This is a genomic window from Streptomyces sp. NPDC051738 (assembly GCF_044453205.1).
In the GTDB taxonomy this organism is placed as follows: domain Bacteria; phylum Actinomycetota; class Actinomycetes; order Streptomycetales; family Streptomycetaceae; genus Streptomyces.
In genome coordinates this window covers 1-14,748 of the sequence record NZ_JBITCM010000038.1, presented here as the reverse complement: position 1 = coordinate 14,748, position 14,748 = coordinate 1, and the positions used below count along the sequence as shown (strand labels likewise).

The 14,748-nt window shown below is 67.3% G+C and carries 15 protein-coding genes; 5 read left to right on the top strand and 10 right to left on the bottom strand.

Annotated features, from left to right (window positions below):
• Positions 1 to 336 precede the first annotated feature (336 nt).
• The 3 genes from ACIA8X_RS45415 to ACIA8X_RS45405 form a co-directional block, all read right to left on the bottom strand.
• On the bottom strand, positions 337 to 654 hold the full coding sequence (locus ACIA8X_RS45415; protein WP_399460720.1) for a hypothetical protein: 318 nt from the start codon (positions 652 to 654) through the stop codon (positions 337 to 339).
• A 22-nt stretch (positions 655 to 676) separates the two neighbouring features.
• A complete protein-coding gene (locus tag ACIA8X_RS45410; RefSeq protein WP_399460719.1) occupies positions 677 to 1,138 on the bottom strand; it encodes a DUF6415 family natural product biosynthesis protein in 462 nt (153 codons plus the stop codon).
• A gap of 1,035 nt (positions 1,139 to 2,173) precedes the next feature.
• Complete coding sequence (locus ACIA8X_RS45405; protein ID WP_393462806.1) at positions 2,174 to 2,482, bottom strand: hypothetical protein; 309 nt, start codon at positions 2,480 to 2,482, stop codon at positions 2,174 to 2,176.
• Between the two features lie 193 nt (positions 2,483 to 2,675).
• Here ACIA8X_RS45405 and ACIA8X_RS45400 point away from each other — a divergent pair, with 193 nt between their 5' ends.
• Positions 2,676 to 3,245, top strand: a complete 570-nt coding sequence (locus ACIA8X_RS45400) for a GNAT family N-acetyltransferase (RefSeq protein ID WP_393462807.1) — start codon at positions 2,676 to 2,678, stop codon at positions 3,243 to 3,245.
• Positions 3,246 to 3,325: 80 nt separating this feature from the next.
• Here ACIA8X_RS45400 and ACIA8X_RS45395 read toward each other — a convergent pair whose 3' ends face one another.
• Complete coding sequence (locus ACIA8X_RS45395) at positions 3,326 to 3,922, bottom strand: hypothetical protein (RefSeq protein ID WP_393462808.1); 597 nt, start codon at positions 3,920 to 3,922, stop codon at positions 3,326 to 3,328.
• Positions 3,923 to 4,203: 281 nt separating this feature from the next.
• On the opposite strand from ACIA8X_RS45395, the gene ACIA8X_RS45390 reads away from it, so the two are divergent.
• Together ACIA8X_RS45390 and ACIA8X_RS45385 are read left to right on the top strand one after the other, a co-directional pair.
• A complete protein-coding gene (locus ACIA8X_RS45390) occupies positions 4,204 to 5,136 on the top strand; it encodes a hypothetical protein (protein ID WP_393462809.1) in 933 nt (310 codons plus the stop codon).
• Positions 5,133 to 5,471 (top strand): hypothetical protein, encoded by a 339-nt coding sequence (locus ACIA8X_RS45385; protein ID WP_393462810.1) that lies wholly within the window; start codon positions 5,133 to 5,135, stop codon positions 5,469 to 5,471. The genes ACIA8X_RS45390 and ACIA8X_RS45385 overlap by 4 nt, the downstream gene beginning before the upstream one ends.
• A gap of 530 nt (positions 5,472 to 6,001) precedes the next feature.
• Here ACIA8X_RS45385 and ACIA8X_RS45380 read toward each other — a convergent pair.
• The 3 genes from ACIA8X_RS45380 to ACIA8X_RS45370 are packed head-to-tail and all read right to left on the bottom strand — an operon-like array spanning position 6,002 to position 8,582.
• A complete protein-coding gene (locus tag ACIA8X_RS45380) occupies positions 6,002 to 7,003 on the bottom strand; it encodes an IS481 family transposase (protein WP_393462811.1) in 1,002 nt (333 codons plus the stop codon).
• The gene (locus ACIA8X_RS45375) at positions 7,000 to 7,509 is read right to left on the bottom strand and encodes a hypothetical protein (protein ID WP_393462812.1); all 510 of its coding nucleotides are present in this window, start codon (positions 7,507 to 7,509) and stop codon (positions 7,000 to 7,002) included. Before ACIA8X_RS45375 ends, ACIA8X_RS45380 begins: the two co-directional genes overlap by 4 nt.
• A gap of 20 nt (positions 7,510 to 7,529) precedes the next feature.
• Positions 7,530 to 8,582 carry a MerR family transcriptional regulator gene (locus ACIA8X_RS45370; RefSeq protein ID WP_393462816.1) on the bottom strand — a complete coding sequence of 351 codons (1,053 nt, stop codon included), beginning with the start codon at positions 8,580 to 8,582 and terminating at the stop codon, positions 7,530 to 7,532.
• Positions 8,583 to 8,973: 391 nt separating this feature from the next.
• Between ACIA8X_RS45370 and ACIA8X_RS45365 the strand changes: the two genes are divergently transcribed.
• The gene (locus tag ACIA8X_RS45365; protein ID WP_393462817.1) at positions 8,974 to 9,462 is read left to right on the top strand and encodes an NUDIX hydrolase; all 489 of its coding nucleotides are present in this window, start codon (positions 8,974 to 8,976) and stop codon (positions 9,460 to 9,462) included.
• Here ACIA8X_RS45365 and ACIA8X_RS45360 read toward each other — a convergent pair.
• Positions 9,452 to 11,134, bottom strand: a complete 1,683-nt coding sequence (locus ACIA8X_RS45360) for an ISL3 family transposase (protein WP_393462813.1) — start codon at positions 11,132 to 11,134, stop codon at positions 9,452 to 9,454. The two genes, ACIA8X_RS45365 and ACIA8X_RS45360, sit on opposite strands and share 11 nt — an antisense overlap.
• A gap of 399 nt (positions 11,135 to 11,533) precedes the next feature.
• Between ACIA8X_RS45360 and ACIA8X_RS45355 the strand changes: the two genes are divergently transcribed.
• On the top strand, positions 11,534 to 12,148 hold the full coding sequence (locus tag ACIA8X_RS45355; RefSeq protein ID WP_393462814.1) for a leucine-rich repeat domain-containing protein: 615 nt from the start codon (positions 11,534 to 11,536) through the stop codon (positions 12,146 to 12,148).
• Between the two features lie 212 nt (positions 12,149 to 12,360).
• Here ACIA8X_RS45355 and ACIA8X_RS45350 read toward each other — a convergent pair whose 3' ends face one another.
• Positions 12,361 to 12,909, bottom strand: coding sequence for a DUF6099 family protein (locus ACIA8X_RS45350; protein WP_393462818.1), 549 nt, complete (start codon positions 12,907 to 12,909; stop codon positions 12,361 to 12,363).
• A gap of 175 nt (positions 12,910 to 13,084) precedes the next feature.
• The gene (locus ACIA8X_RS45345; RefSeq protein ID WP_393462815.1) at positions 13,085 to 13,660 is read right to left on the bottom strand and encodes an RNA polymerase sigma factor; all 576 of its coding nucleotides are present in this window, start codon (positions 13,658 to 13,660) and stop codon (positions 13,085 to 13,087) included.
• Positions 13,661 to 14,748: the final 1,088 nt, after the last annotated feature.

Sequence of the window (14,748 nt, the reverse complement as noted above, 5' to 3'; positions counted from 1 at the left end):
CGCGACCGAACACGGGGTAAAGGGCGGCTCGGCAGCGGCCCAGGCGAGGGAGACCGCCGGGGTGTGAGAGCGGCCACCCGTGTGGGTGATGACAGCCGTACGGTTCGGCGAGATGCTCGGCAGAAAGCTCGGAATCCACAGACCACTTCAGGGCCCGGCGCGCAGCGCGTCCGGGCCCGCGCCGTGCGGCGGCGCGGCCATACCGCAGCGGCCGTGCGTGCCACCCGGGCGCCCACTGGCAATGCGCCCTATGAGGAGGCGCGCGCCGTTCTTGTTCGGGTGGTCCTCACCCTTTGGGGCTGGCGGCTCCGCTACAGGGCCGTCATGAGCGCACCTTCAGCTCGGCCCACACGCGTTTGGCGGTCCGCTGGCGGGCGGGGCCGATGAGGTCGTAGCCCCAGCGGTCGGCGAGGGTGTCGATGAGCAGGAGTCCGCGTCCGTGGTCGGCATCGGCGTCCGGGGAGCCCAGCCGAGGGAGCCGGTGGGGGGGGTGCGGTCGGTGACGGCGAGGTAGACCCGGGCGGCAGCGGGGCGGTTGACAACCAGGCGGATCTTGGGGCCGTGGGCGTGGTGTACGGCGTTGGCGGTGAGTTCGGACATCACGAGTTCGACGGTGTCCGTGTCGTCGGCCAGGCCCCACACGGCCAGCGCCACACGTGCGAGGCTGCGGGCCGCCTCAGCTGTCTCGGGGACGCGGTCGGCGGTCAGCCGGTAGCCGGGGTACCCCTTCGCGCGAGGGCGCGCGGCGGTCAGGGCGGTCATGGCCGCCTCTCGGGGGCGGGACCGGCACCAGCAGGGGGCCGGGGTGTTGGTGGAGGATGAACAGGGCCCGGCACTGGGTGGCGAGGTCGAAAACGTCCCGGGCCGAGGTGCCGAGCCCCGCTTGCAGCATGTGGCGGGTGCGGGCCAGGACGTGGGCGGCGGTGCGCCGCTGTTCGTCGCGCATGCGGGGCACGATCACGGTGAGCTCGGGGACCAGGAGCTGGATGTGCCCGTGCAGCAAGCCGACTAGGTGCTCCCGCTCCCCCGCCGGCAGGGGGCGGGCGGCGAACAGGACCGCCTCGTAGGTGCGAGGGATGGTGTCGGCGTCGACCGGGGCCGCGCAGCTGGCACCCGTCGTGCGCGGCGTTGTGGTCATCGCTGGTTCGCTGCGCGAAGCGTCTGCCACAGCGGCCTCCCTGGTCGGTCGTCACGTCAGAGTCCACGCAAGCAGCCGAGGCTGAGCGAGTGCGACGCCAGCGCGATGCAAGAGCGATGAAACTTCGGCCAGTTGGGGTGAACTGAGGCCAACGCCGGGGCACCACAAGGGATGGGGGCGGTACGGTCGCCGCACCCGTCCCTCGGATGCCGTCCGAAGCCCGGTATGGCTGACCGCCCCAAGACCCCCAACGCTCGGTTACGCCAGGTACGCAAGGTCGAACTACTGCTGTCCCGCCAGGAGTTCGCCAAGCGCATCGTGACCACGGGCAAGGAGATGGGCGAGGCGGTGGCCTGCACCGCGCGCCTGGTCGCGGCGTGGGAGGACGGCGACGTTCTGCTGCCGCGACCGGTGTACCTGCGGATCCTGACCCGGCTGACCGGGCACACCGTGCCAGAGCTGGGCTTCAGGCTCAGCGCCCCGACCCGACCCGCCGTGGCAGCGGCTGCCGTACCGGAGGCTGTGGCGTACGGAGGGGAGGAGCGCGTGGACCGCCGGGAGTTCCTCGCCGACGGGGCGGGTGCGGCCTTGTCGCTCATCCCCCTGCCCGCCGGCCGGGACCAGGCGCCGGGCCGGATCGGCGGCACCGATGTACGGATCGTCGACAGGGCCGTGGCGAGGATCTACGACCACGATCACGGATCGGCGCAGATGCGCCGTGCCTCCTCCGAGGCCCTGCACACCGCGTACGGGTGGCTGCAGGACGGCACCTATACGGAGCGGAACGGAAGGCGGCTGCGGTCGGCGACCGGCCACCTGTCGATCGCGGCCGGGTGGCTCAGCTACGACTCCGGCCGCGCCGCCGATGCGCGCAGCCTGTACAGCGAGGCCCTCGCCGCTGCCCGGATCGCAGACGACGCGGGCCTGGAAGCGCACGCCTTCGGCTGCCTGTCCCTGCTCGCCAAGGCCTCCGGCCGGCCGCGCGAGGCGATCTCGGCAGCACAGGGCGCGCAGAGCGTCGCCACGTCGTACGGCTCACCGCGCATGCTGTCGCTGTTCGCGATGCGCAAGGCCGGCGGGTGGGCCCTGCTCGGCGACGCGAGCGCCACGGACCAGGCCATCGTCCGCGCCCACCGCCTGTATGCCGAGGGGCCGCGCGAGGCAGACCCGCACTGGCTGGAGTTCTACAACCCGGGCGAGCTGGCCGGACTGGAGGCGCTCGCGCGGGCCGACCTCGAACAGCACGAGCGGGCCGCGGCCGGGGCCGAACAGGCCGTCCTGCTGCACGGCGCACAGTTCGCCCGCAATCGCGCCCTGTACACGGCCGACGTCGCCATTCAACATGCCGTCAGGGAACGCCCGGAACCGGAGGCCGCGGCCGAAGCCGCCGGGCGCGTCCTGGCGTACCTTCCCGAGGTGCGCTCCGACAGCTGCACAACATATCCAGCGCGCTCCAGCAGCACGCGTCCGTACCCGCGGTCGCGGGCTGGCTGGAGGAATACCGCACCATCGCCGGCGTCAGCTGAGGAGGAAGACGGTGACCACCCCGAGCACCCGCACCGACGTGGTGATCCGCACCTACGGCCCCGGCCAGACCCCACCGCTGATCGACGCCCTCGCAGACATCTGGGCCGACGCCCACCCCGAGTTGGTCGACAACCCGGGCTCGGAGGCGATGGGATTGTCGGTGCCCGCGCTTCACCGCCAGATCACCGGCCACCTCAAACACCCCGGCTTCGCCCTCGTCGTCGCCTACCGCGGCGGCAGCGCCGTCGGCTTCGGCTACGCCTTCCCCTGCTCGCCCGACTACTGGTTCGGGGACCTGGTCGACCAGGTCCCCGAAGACGCCCGCACCGAACGGCTGATGGGCCTGTGCGAACTCGCCGTACGCCCGCCGTGGCAGTCCCAGGGCATCGGCACCCGCCTGCACACCGCCCTCCTCCAGGCCATCAACCCACGCTGGTCCTCCATGCTCGCACTCCCCTCCAACCCGCGCGGCCACGACCTGTACGCCCGACTCGGCTACGAATACGCCGGGCCCTACCGCAACACCGCAGACGGACCCGAATTCGACCTGCTGCTCCTCCACGTCACGAACCCTGCATGACCCGTGGTGCCACTGGCCGCCCTGGCTACGGCCAATGCCTCGTGGCCGAGTGAAATGCAGCACCTTGGGCCCTCTGCGACTCAGGGGGTGTCGGGATCGGATGTCCCTGACGCGTTTGGCTGCTGGGCCTGTCGGTAGCGCTCCTGGGCTGCCCTGCTGAGTCGCCGGAGGTCATCAGCGGAGAACTGTCGGAAACGGGCGCGGCGCCGCTGGAGGTTGGCGATCATCTGAATGATCACTCGGACGAAGCCTTCGAATACGAGGATCATGATGGCCCACGAGGCAATGTAGAAGGCGCTTTTCGCCAGTTGGGGGGCATCCTGGCCGGGTGTATGTGTTGCAGACCACTTGAGCACCTCGATCTGAGTGATCACTAGCACGCAGCAGATGGTCATCCACGCCCCACTGGCAAGGTAGATGCCCCACCTTCTCCTCGCCCCGCCCATATGCGCGAGCATGTCGGCGAAGTACTGGTCGAGCGCAACTAGGTCCTCAGCGCTCGGATCTCGGTTGCCGTGAACTGCCTGCACCGCCCTTTCGAGCAGAGCGGCATGTGAGGCGTCAGCCTGGGGCAAGGCATCCGAGTAGGACTTGATCAGCGTGTACAGCTGGACTGTCCCGATCAGCAAAACGGCCAGAATCACGGTCGTGATGAGAGCGGCGTAGTCGTCGCTCATGGCCCATTTCATGCGTCCCCCATCAGTCACCCGGCAGTAGCTGAAGTTACCGGCTGTGACGGGCTCAGCGTCTGGTTCCATGCGAATCGTGGCCACCTAGAGCACTCACTGGCCAAGTGAAGGGCTGGCCAGTTTGAGCACGGTAATTGGCCGGCGTGCACGGACCCCCGAGTCGGCGTGACGGAGCTCACATGGAGTGGGCCAAGATTTTTTGTCGCGGCCCCGGGAGCGCTGTGGCCGAGCAGTGAACCTGTTGTCACGCCCTGGAGGAGCAGCGCCTCATGACCACACCACCCACGCAGACCTCAGAGCTTCGCTCCGGCGAAGCCTGGTATGTGCCCATGCCATCGAAACAGGAACCGACTGCACCCGCGCAAAGGTTGCTTGCCGACCGGGCTCCGGACGGCAGTTTTGTGCTGACTCCGTACCAGGCAGGTGACGTGACAATCCACGACGATGTCAGGCGAATCGGCGCCTGGGCTCGTGTATCCGTGCATTCCGATCAAGAGCCACCGCCGCCGCTCGTGCCGTATCTCCCGTCCGAGCAGGATCAGCGCCCACGGCGGGTGCCAGAAGATGTCGCCCTGGCGCTGAACGCCCGCGCGGTCCTCGTGGACGACCGGGCAGAGCAAGGTAAGGGCAACCCTCTCGCCTCCGAGATAGTCAACATCTGCCTCACCAATGCCCTGTGCCTGCCAAAAAGTGAGCGGTGGCAACAGGCCGTCAGCGATGCGCTGCTCGGGGACTGGGTCGCCCCGCTGGTGACCGAGGGGCGCCTGACACGTCTCGCTGTGGCGACGCTGAAGGCCGAGGCGCGCAGCATCCACCGGCAGTTGGTGCCGCTGTGGCGGCGTGGGACACGAAAGGGACGAACCCTCAGCCTTGATTTCCCCCTCGGCGACGACGTTTCGCTGCACGACCTGATCGCGACCCGCCCGTCGGCGGTCGCCCCGACGCCTTGCAGTGAGCCGGACGACGTGCGGCTGGCCGCGCTCCTGCGCGCACTCACCGCTGACGAGCGACGCGTGGTGCACGCCTGGGCCCAGCACGGAATCGACACCTGGGCCGACGCGGCCTGGTATGCGGGCGCCGCCGATCCTGAGGTCACCGGCGAGCAGGTGCGACGCAGAGTCAGGTATCTGATCGCCGAACAGGACCGACGTCGCGCCCAGCAACTGCCCGGCGCCACACCCTGCAAGGGGAGCCGTTCGTGAACCTCATCGGCGAGACGCTGCCGCAAGTCATCGGCGGGCTGGTCGTTGCCGCACTGCTCGGAGGTGTCTCCTGGGCCGCACACCAAGTGCGGCCCAGGAGAACCGCCCGTTCGCTGCCGGTCACCGTCCCTAGACCTGCGCATCCCGGCCTGCGCACTTACGCACTGCTCGGCACGATGGCCTCAGACGGACGCCCAGTCCGACGCGACACCACCTGGCCACCGGGCACCGTCATCACCGCCACCGTCGACGGCCGCGCTCAGCGGTTTCAGCTCACCGACGCCTCGTTGTATGACGGCACGTTCGCGGCCGAGCCACTCGACCGACATCTGTAACCAAACACCTCCCGCTTGCCCCGTGCCCCGCAGACCGGGGCACGGGGCAAGCGGGGAGTGGTGTCTCACGTGGTCGGTGACCTCCGAGGCAATAACTCCAGACCACGACCACGTTGGTCCAAGCACGCTGTGTCCAACGTCGACCATGCGCGCTCCAGTTGGCCAACTGGAGCGCTCAGTCACACAAGGCGTGCTGTGGCGGTCGTGCGATCGGGGAACGCGCATTGGTCCGGGCTCAGGTGAGGACGGTGGTGCCGCGTGCGGAGCTGCAGGACAACCCGTGTCCGTTCTCACCGAAGCCAGTCCTCGTCTCATCCGATCCAGTCCAGCTTTGGCTCAGGTACCTCCTTCAGATCGTGTTCTCAGGCAGAAAGTGAGCGGCCGAGCGCGGCCAAGGCTCACGGATACGGCCGGCCGACAGCACGGTAGGAATCCTCCCGGTGCGGTCCGAACAACGCGGGAGCAGATCTTGTCTGGAAGCTCGCCTCAGTCGCCAAGCACACGCACGGCAACCGATTTCGTCGAGGTGGCTAGCTGTAGGAGGCCAGGAGGTTGGTGACGCCGCCTGGTAGTCGTGCTGCCGCTGGTTGGCTTCCGATCGCGGTGTGGGGTCGGTGGTAGTTGTAGTGGACATTCCAGTGTCCCAGGAGTTGGGAGCGTTGGGCTTCCGATGTCCAAGTCCGGGCGTAGAGGAACTCCTCGGCCAGGATGCGGTTGTATCGCTCGACCTTGCCGTTGTGCCGTGGGGTGTAGGGGGCGATGCGCTGGTGTCTGGCGCCGAGAAGGGCTCGGGAGAAGCTCTCGGCTCGGTAGCAGGCGCCGTTGTCTGTCACGATCCGCTCGATGCGCGTGATCCCATGTGCGGCGAGCCAAGCCCGGGCACGATGGAGGAAGGCAATCGCTGTGGCGGCCTTCTCATCGGGCAGTGCTTCGCTGTAGGCGAGCCGGCTGTACCCGTCGACAGCCGAGTGCAGATAGACGTAGCCACCGCGCTCGGTCTTTTTCTTCCGCCGGTCCACGGTTTTCGCCTGGTCGCTGCCGCGTCCGTGCGCGCGCCAGCCTCCGCCGTCGGGGATGCGGCCCACCTTCTTCACATCGACGTGAATCATGTGGCCGGGTCGTCGGGCGTGGATTCTCCGCGGCTGTCGGTTGGCCTCACCGTCGGGGTCGATGAATCGGCGTCGGTTGAGGCCGATCTCGGCCAGGTGCCTGCTCACGGTCCTTCGGCCGATCGGCGTTCCGGCCTGGGACAGCTCGAAGGCAATCCTGGCCGCGGACCACTTGTGGATGCGGCGCAGTTCTTCTATGAGGTCGAGGAGCTCGGACGGTGTCGCGGTGGGCTGGTGATGTGGTGTGGACGATCGGTCCTCCAGCCCGAGTTCACCGTGGCGCCGGTATCGGTTGACCCACTTCGATGCACACGCCCGGGAGATCCCCATCTCGGCTGCGACGTGGGCGATGGGCCTCGTGCGAAACCGCTCGACGAGACGACGCCGTCCCTCCACGGTGAGGGGTGCATTCTTGTGCGTCACGTAGCGGAACCAGGCGCAGAGGCTCGCCGTGACCGGTCTCGCCCGGCGATGGCCTCGGCGACCTCTTGGATGGCGCCACGAAGAAGGTCACCGTAGGGATCCTGAGGAAGGCTGGGGGTGTGCGTTATGGCCGCGTTGATGTGCTCGGTGGCGGCTTCGAAGGAGCCGAGTCGGCGGTAGTTGTCGGCGAGGTTGAGGTGCAGAGAGGGGTAGAAGCCGGCGATGTGGAGGCTGGCGTGGTGCTCCTGGACGCGCTGCTCGGTCACGGCGTCGGCGGCGTCCAGGGCCCGGATGTCCCAGGCGAGGGCCTGGGCGGGATCTTGGTAGAGATCTGCTAGGTAGTGAGCGAGGGAGCAGCAGTGCAGCGGGTCGCCGGTGACACCGATCGCGGACCACAGGCCCAGCAGTTTCTGGCGGGCGGAGGCGCTGTCACCGGCTCGTCCCTCGGCGACGGCATGGCCGATGTCTTCCATGGTCGGGTCGGGGCTGGCGGGTGCGGTGGTCATGGTGTTCCTCGTCGTATTTCTCAGGCGGAGTGGTCGGGCTTGATGGGCATGGCCAGGGTGGTGAGATCGCCGCGGTCGGCGGAGCGGATCGTGACGGGCTGGTCGTGTCCCCGTAGGTCGAGCATTACGTCGGGGCCGATCGCGGTGCTCACTGCGGGATAGAGCGTGGTCAGCTCGAACCAGATCTGGAGGGCCTGGCCCGTCACGGTGGCCGAGAGTGAGATGTTGGGGTGTTCGTCGTCCGCTGACATAACGTTCACTCCGTTCTCGGCAACGTGCAGCGCGATGCGCTCGCCGGGGTGTTCTTCCAGGGCTCGCAGGAGCAGATCCTTCGAGACCGTCGCCCGGGTGGTGACCTCGCCCAGCGACGCGAGCATCAGCCGGTAGTCGGGGAACTCCTCGGGCAGCAACCGGCAGTGCCGGTCCTCCCGGTCGGCCACGCGGAACCAGATCCCGTTCGATACCGCTTCCAGCCGCACCAGCGGACTGCGGCGGCTGACGGCGACCGCGGCCCGCAGCTCGTCGCCGTTGACCGTGCCGGCCCACGTCTGCCTCGGTGGTTCAGCTGGCACCAGGGTTCGAGTGGCGAGCCGGTATCGGTCCGTCGCGGTCAGGGTGACTGCTTCCTGACGTGCCTCGATGCGGAGGCCGGCGAGTGCCGGCATCCCGGGGTCATGTGCGGTCGCGGTCAGGACCTGCTCGACCGCATCCGCCAGCACGGGACCCTTCATCACTGCGATGGGAACGCCTGGCACGTTGCCGAGCGCAGACTTGATGACAGCAGCCTTCTGCTGCACGGCCGCCGCATCCCCAACGACCTTTGCAACATGCTCATCAAGTAGCCGGGATGCCTCGTCAGGCCCGGAACCGAGTACCGCCTCGACAGCAGCGAGGGGCATAGTGAGCTCGCGGAGCTGACGCAGCACGGTCGCCTGCGCCACCTGGTCGGCGCTGTAGTAGCGGTAGCCTGAGACCGGGTCGACTTCGGCAGGGGGCAGCAACCCGGAGTCAGCATAGAACCGCAACGCGCTGGAGGTCAGACCACTGCGTTGGGCGAAGGCCCCGATCGGCATCAGCTCATCATTTGGCACCGCGTCATCATCGAGCTTCAACCAACTCGAAGGTCAACACCGACGAGCAGCGACACCAACCTCATGGCCAGCAACAACTAGGGGAACCGTCTTGTTCTGGTTCTCCAGAACAGCTGGCGACTGCCCCGGCGAGCGCGTGCACCGCTCCCTTGGAGGGGAAACCCGCAGGTAGCAGGAGTGGCGAGCAGTACAGGTGCGGGAGTTGCATGCAGCAGCCGTGCATAGATCTCGCGTGGAACATCGCAGATCTGCGATGCCATACATCTGTGGAACGTCACGTAATTGGCTCTGACCGCAGTTGCGTGAAAGCCCAACCCCCGCGCCACCTCCGGTGGTCGGTCGTGGGGCGTGGCTCTAACCTGACGAGGTGGTGATGCCGGAGGAAAGACTGGTGCCGCGCCCAAGCGCGCGCGTGGTGTTGCTGGATGACGCTGATCGGCTGCTGCTGTTCTCCGCCAGGAACAAAGAGGACGGTTTCGTCCGCTGGTTCACCCCCGGAGGCGGACTTGCACCAGGCGAAAGCCATGAGCAGGCAGCCCTGCGGGAGTTGCATGAGGAAACCGGGCTGACGAACGTCTCGCTGGGTCCGGAGATATGGCGAGGGCATCCGTGGACAGCGGTCCGGGGCGGCGTCGCCTACGAGGTTCGCCAGCGTTACTACTTGGCCCGGGTACCTGCGTTCGAGGTCGATACCTCGGCTTTCGAGGAGATCGAGAAGGCCGCGATTACAGGGCACCGCTGGTGGACCGCGGCGGAACTGGCCACGACCTCGGATGTGGTGCGGCCGACTGAGCTGCCGGAGTTGCTGGAGTCCTTGCTGAAGGACGGCCCACCGGACTCGCCGATCATGGTTAACGGCTGAGTGGCGCCGACGGCGCGGGCGTTGGGTGCGCCCGGATCGATTCCAGGGACCAGTATGTGGCTCTGACCGGAGTGGAAGGTCGTGGCTGGGTGAGGATCCGGGTCCGGAGAAGTTCGAACGAGGCTCGGACGTACATGGCTCTCTTGATCGTTTTCACCCGGTTCACGTGGCCTTCGACCACGCCGGAGCTCCATTCAAGGGTGAGGCCGGCGGTGACGGCGTCGAGGTCCTGGCGGAGGGAGCCCGCGAAGCTCGACATCGGTTTCGGAGCGTCTTGCTCGGCTTGCCGAATCCATTCCAGCAGCAGGAATCCGCGCCGGTGGCGGACCAGGTCGGTGAAGCATCGGGCGAGGTCGCAGGCGCGGGTGATGTCGGGGCAGGCGAGCCGGACTTGAAGGAGTCGCTCGTCCTGGCTTTCGGTGAGCGTCTCCCGGGGCCGCATAATCCACGAGGTGATCTTGCGAGGGCTCGGAATGTCGGCCCGGACCGGTTCGGCCGTGCCCGCGCGAAGGGCAGCGAGGTTTTGCGGACGACCTGGCGGCTGCCTCGGTAGCCGCAAGCCTGGATCTCCAGGAACAGCCGAGTGCCGCTGACCTGGCCTTGCTTCGGTGAAGCGGGCATTGAGATATGCCTTGAACGGCTCCAGGACGCCGTTGGGGCGGCGCTCGCGGGCGGAGGCCAGCAGTTCGTCGAGGTCGGTGTCGCGGAATCGGCGCACGATCTTGCGGTCGAGGTTCAGACGGCGGGCGATGGCGCTGATCGTCCAGCGTTTGTCCAGCAGGCGGTGGATGTCCTCGTAGCGGTGGCGGGTGCGTTCGATGATCTGGGTGCGGGGCAATTCCGCGGGCGGTAACAGCATCGGGGGCGGTTCCGGCACCTCGGTCACTGTCTCCTCCTCGGCGCGTTTGCGCAAGCAGTCGCGGTGCTGATGGCAGGTCTTCTCCACCGCGGCGGACAGGTTCTGCAACAGGTGCCAGCGATCAGCCACTTCCAGGGCATCATGTGCGGCTTCCTTGACCGCCTTGGTATAGGCGGTGGCCCGGTCCCTGCAGATGATCTCCGCACCGGGATGCTCCTTGAGCCAGGCCGCGAACGTCTCCGAGGTGCGGTCAGGCAGCACGTCCACGACCCGGCCGGCCTCGACGTCGACCAGCACCGTGCCGTAGGTGCAGCCCTTGCGGAAGGCGAACTCGTCAACCCCCAGCACCCGCGGCGCACGGTCCGGCACCGTCGGCGCCGTCAACAGCCTGAGCAACCGGGTCCGGCCCGCGACCAGCCGCAGGCGGCGGCACAACCGCGCGGCTGGACGGCCGCCCAGTTCCACCGCGATCGACCGCAGCCAGCCTGTCAGCCCGGTGCTGGAGCGGCGGTGCCGCTCGGACAGGCCCGGCACCTGCTCGACGAACGTCTTGCGGAAACAGTTCTTCCGGTCACAGAAGTACCGGCGGACTCGCAGCCGGACTATGACCCGGCGCGGCCCCAACGGCCTTTCATTCAGGGCTCGTTGATACGTGCTATGTATGCGCATCGCCTGTTTCCGGCAGTCCGGGCACCGGCCCGGGCGAGCGGTGGACACGGCCTCCACCACGAGGAGGTCGGAGGAGTCGCTGACGCGCTCCACTCGCACATCGATCCCGGGAAACAGCACAGCCGCGACCGTCTTGCTTGCCATGCCGGGACATACTCTGCCGAAACGATCCCTCGCTCACCTCCCAGACCTGGTGATTCACGGAACTGCGGACAGGGCCACGTAATTCCCCATCAGTAGCGTCAGCTTCCCCAGCCAAACGTTCGAGCACGGCAGTTGGATGTCGTGCCTGACCTCACCTCAATAATCACTGGGCGTGGTCTGCGGCAACCTTCGTATCTTGGCGCCATGACGAACGATGGAGAGCCGAGGCTCTTTGTGAACCGCTGGGGCGACACATCGAATCCGGCTCCCGGCCGGTGAGGGTCTCGCCAGGACATCTGCTCGTGCTTCGACCAGGCCAGGCCGCATCCGCGAGCCCGAGTCGGATTTCACACCGAGCGCCAGGACACTTCAGCTCCGGGCTGGCAACATCTGCTGGAGTTGGTCGATGAGGCCGCCGCCGACGGGCGTGAGGAGTTCCGGCCCCTGGTGGAACTCAGCCCACAGGAGCGGCGACAGATCATCACCTTGCCATCGAGCATCGCCCGGCTGACTGCGGTCAAGCACCTCGTGCTCTACGGCAGCAACCTGGTCCGGATCCCGCCCCAAATTGGAGCCATGACCAGCCTGGAGGAGCTCACGCCCTACACCTCCTACCGGCTGCACTGGTTCCCTTATGAGATCACCCGGTGCCAGAGGCTGACCCGCAGCACCGTGAGCACGCGGGCCTTGTTCGGCAACTACAAGATGCGACCGCCCTTCCCGATGCTTCAGCCTTCTTCGGACTCCGCCGCGGACCTGGATCTGGGAAACCTGGACCCCCGGCGCTGGGGCACCACCACCATCCACAGCTGCAGCATCTGCGACCAGCCGATCGAACAGGCCGGACTCCATCAGGTGTGGATCTCGCTGCGCGTGGCCACCGACGTACTGCCCCTGCTTGTCAACGCCTGCTCGCCGACGTGCGTCGCCGCCCTGCCTGATGGCGCTCACGACTACATCCCCATTACACACAAGGGTGGACGAGTCGACCAGCCGACATCCGACTGGGACTGACTAGCCGAACACCCCTCGTCCTCTGTCCGGTCAGAGAAACGACTGCAGCCACCCGCCAGAAGCTCGAACGTATGGGCGGGGAAACTGGCGCTACCGATGGGGAATTGCATGATCGTCGACAGCACTGAGCGCGTTCAGTTTCCCGTGCGCTGCGGTGCCTCCCTGGCAAGGGCCGCTGCATCCCAGGGGGGCGGCGGGCGGAAATGCCTTCCCTACCCTGCCGCCGACCTCCGCTTCACAACCTCCTGGTCCTGGCCCGTAAGCAGTCTCAGCATCTCGAACACCCGGTCCCGGGACTCGTCCACCGCGTCGATGGCGTCCATGCACTGCCAGTACGTTCCCTCATCGTTCGCCACGCAGGCAACCCCGACGAGGGCCATGCCGACCTCACCGAAAAGTGCACCGAGGCCAAGGAGCGTCTCTCGAGCGTCGCCCAACTCGGTGAGCTGGGCGGCGCGCACGGCGCCGACGTCGAGGGCAGGGGCGTCGAGGACGCCACAGCTCCGGCCGGCCAGCTCGGCCAGGACAAGCGCCTGGGCCCGAAGTTCGGGAGGGCCGGAGACAGCCAAGCGGCTACCTAGCGCCTGCGCGAGGGCCTGCGCCTGCCAAACCTCGGCTATCACCACCGAAGCCTCGCCAGCCTCGCCGCTCTGCACCAGCGCATATCTGGTCGCCGCGATGAGCCGCGCTGCCTGACTGCGCTGCCCGAACGGGAGAGGCTCCTTGCTTTCCGTGCGGGCACTCTCAGCTCCTGCGGCCAGTGCCTCCGTCTCCTCGGAGGAGCCCGTCTGCGGCCGGTCGCTCAGCCAGGCCTTGAATCGAGCCAGGCCAGCGGCGGAATTGAACCCAGTATCAGCAGCCGGGTCCGTGACTTGAGACAGAGCGCTGTAGAGGTCTTGGAAAATGGCCTCGGTCCTGTCCTCGCCGGAGTCGTGATCAGTCACTACCGGTTCCTCCCTCCAGGTCGTCGGCTCCGAACGGCAAATAGGAACCTGCCTCGCTTCTGAGTGTGCGGCGTGCTGCTGACACATGGGCACCGACCGTTCCCTCGGCCATGCCCAGCATCCTTGAGATCTCACGGTTCCGGTACCCGCACCTCCAACGGAGCAGCGCCACCAGATGCTGCTGCGGGGGCATTCGCTCGATCACTTTCCAACAGTGTTCAAGCGCTGCCTCCGTCAGCGCCTCATGCAGAGTGTCTGCCGGAGGCCGCTGGTAGTGAAAACGCAGCGCCTCAGGTTGTTTGCGTCGCGCGGTCTCGTTGCGCCGGAAATAGTCAATGGCGATATGCGTTGCCGTACGGCACAGCCAGGCCACCTGCCGCGTGCCTTCGAGTGTTCGCAGTTGCCTCCAATTCCCGGCCGCCGCCTGGAACGCTTCCTGCACAACATCTTCCGTGAGCTCCCTGTCCCCTCGGGTCAGTAAGAAGACGTGCCGGTTGACGTCCTTCGCACACTTCACGTAGCACGTCTCCAGTTCGCCGCGCCACGTCGCAGGGATCGGTCCTGTCACCCCCCACCTCCAGGCGGTACCAGCAGTTGGGGTTCCGGTCCGCTCACCGGCTCTGCCCCATCGACAGTGGACTCCCCCACCTGCACCCACATCTCTGGCCCTCCCGGCCCGCCCTTTTGTGCGATGACGGTGCCTTTGGGAGCCGAAAGGAGCAAATCGATCAAGGTCTTTCGTCGGACACGCTCCGCACAGACGCAGTACGTCGCGACAGCGATCCCCGTCACGACCACCAAGCCCAGGGCGATCCACGGCCCGTGAGCAAGGACGCTCCCCAGCAGCACAGCCGCCCCCATACGCGAAGTTACCGGCATCCTCATGCTCTGTAGTCGTGCGAGCGGAGAAAGTCTTTACCAGCAGGTGCTCGGGACTGAGTAACGCCGAGGCACACACCACCGCGACCACGACAAGGGCTCGCGTGAGCCTGGACCAGATGTGGCACCGGGCCACATGGGGAAGTCAAGAGCGCGCTCCCCTGGAGCCGTGGCTGGCCCGGCACGCTGCCGGCCTGCTGATGGAATGGATGAGCGCCCGGGAGGCCCATCCGCCGGGCTCGGTTCTGGCGGACCGCTACTTCATCGAGAGCCTCGCTGATCTGGACTTGCGCTGTCTCATCTCACGGCTGCACGCAAGAACAGCCAGCATGCCGGGTGAAGGACGTGCTGCCTTTTGCACGGGCAGTCAGTGGTGATGCGGCCACGTCGTTGAGGCCAGTTCGGTCGTGGCTCTGGTGCGTGCCGGCGCTCGGCCGCGCGGTTGATGAGTTCGCCGAACGAGCGCGCCGCGTCCGCGAACGGACGGGTCACGGGTCGGGGAGGCATCCCGCCTTGTAAAAGGGTGAGCGGTCGGATGCCTGCACGCACTTGTGTCAACGCGTTCGGCGGGCCAAGGGACAAGGGACGGAGACCGGGCAGGGTGTACGTCACACGGGTGCGACTCACCGACATCAAGGGCTTCAGCGGCAGGCGTGCCGTAGACCTGCGGCTGCCGGGGCGCGGGTTGCGTCCATGGAGATGGTGTACGGGTTCGACCTGATCCGGGGGTTTGCTCCGGCGTCGGGATGGTGCCCGCATAGATGAACGGCCACCGGC

What these genes read in the sequence shown, in the direction of transcription:
- ACIA8X_RS45410 (WP_399460719.1), bottom strand. Translation starts at nt 1,138, where the DNA reads ATGACCACAACGCCGCGCACGACGGGTGCCAGCTGCGCGGCCCCGGTC.
- ACIA8X_RS45405 (WP_393462806.1), bottom strand. Translation starts at nt 2,482, where the DNA reads ATGTTGAATGGCGACGTCGGCCGTGTACAGGGCGCGATTGCGGGCGAA.
- ACIA8X_RS45395 (WP_393462808.1), bottom strand. Translation starts at nt 3,922, where the DNA reads ATGAGCGACGACTACGCCGCTCTCATCACGACCGTGATTCTGGCCGTT.
- ACIA8X_RS45390 (WP_393462809.1), top strand. Translation starts at nt 4,204, where the DNA reads ATGACCACACCACCCACGCAGACCTCAGAGCTTCGCTCCGGCGAAGCC.
- ACIA8X_RS45375 (WP_393462812.1), bottom strand. Translation starts at nt 7,509, where the DNA reads ATGACCACCGCACCCGCCAGCCCCGACCCGACCATGGAAGACATCGGC.
- ACIA8X_RS45370 (WP_393462816.1), bottom strand. Translation starts at nt 8,582, where the DNA reads ATGCCGATCGGGGCCTTCGCCCAACGCAGTGGTCTGACCTCCAGCGCG.
- ACIA8X_RS45365 (WP_393462817.1), top strand. Translation starts at nt 8,974, where the DNA reads ATGCCGGAGGAAAGACTGGTGCCGCGCCCAAGCGCGCGCGTGGTGTTG.
- ACIA8X_RS45360 (WP_393462813.1), bottom strand. Translation starts at nt 11,134, where the DNA reads ATGGCAAGCAAGACGGTCGCGGCTGTGCTGTTTCCCGGGATCGATGTG.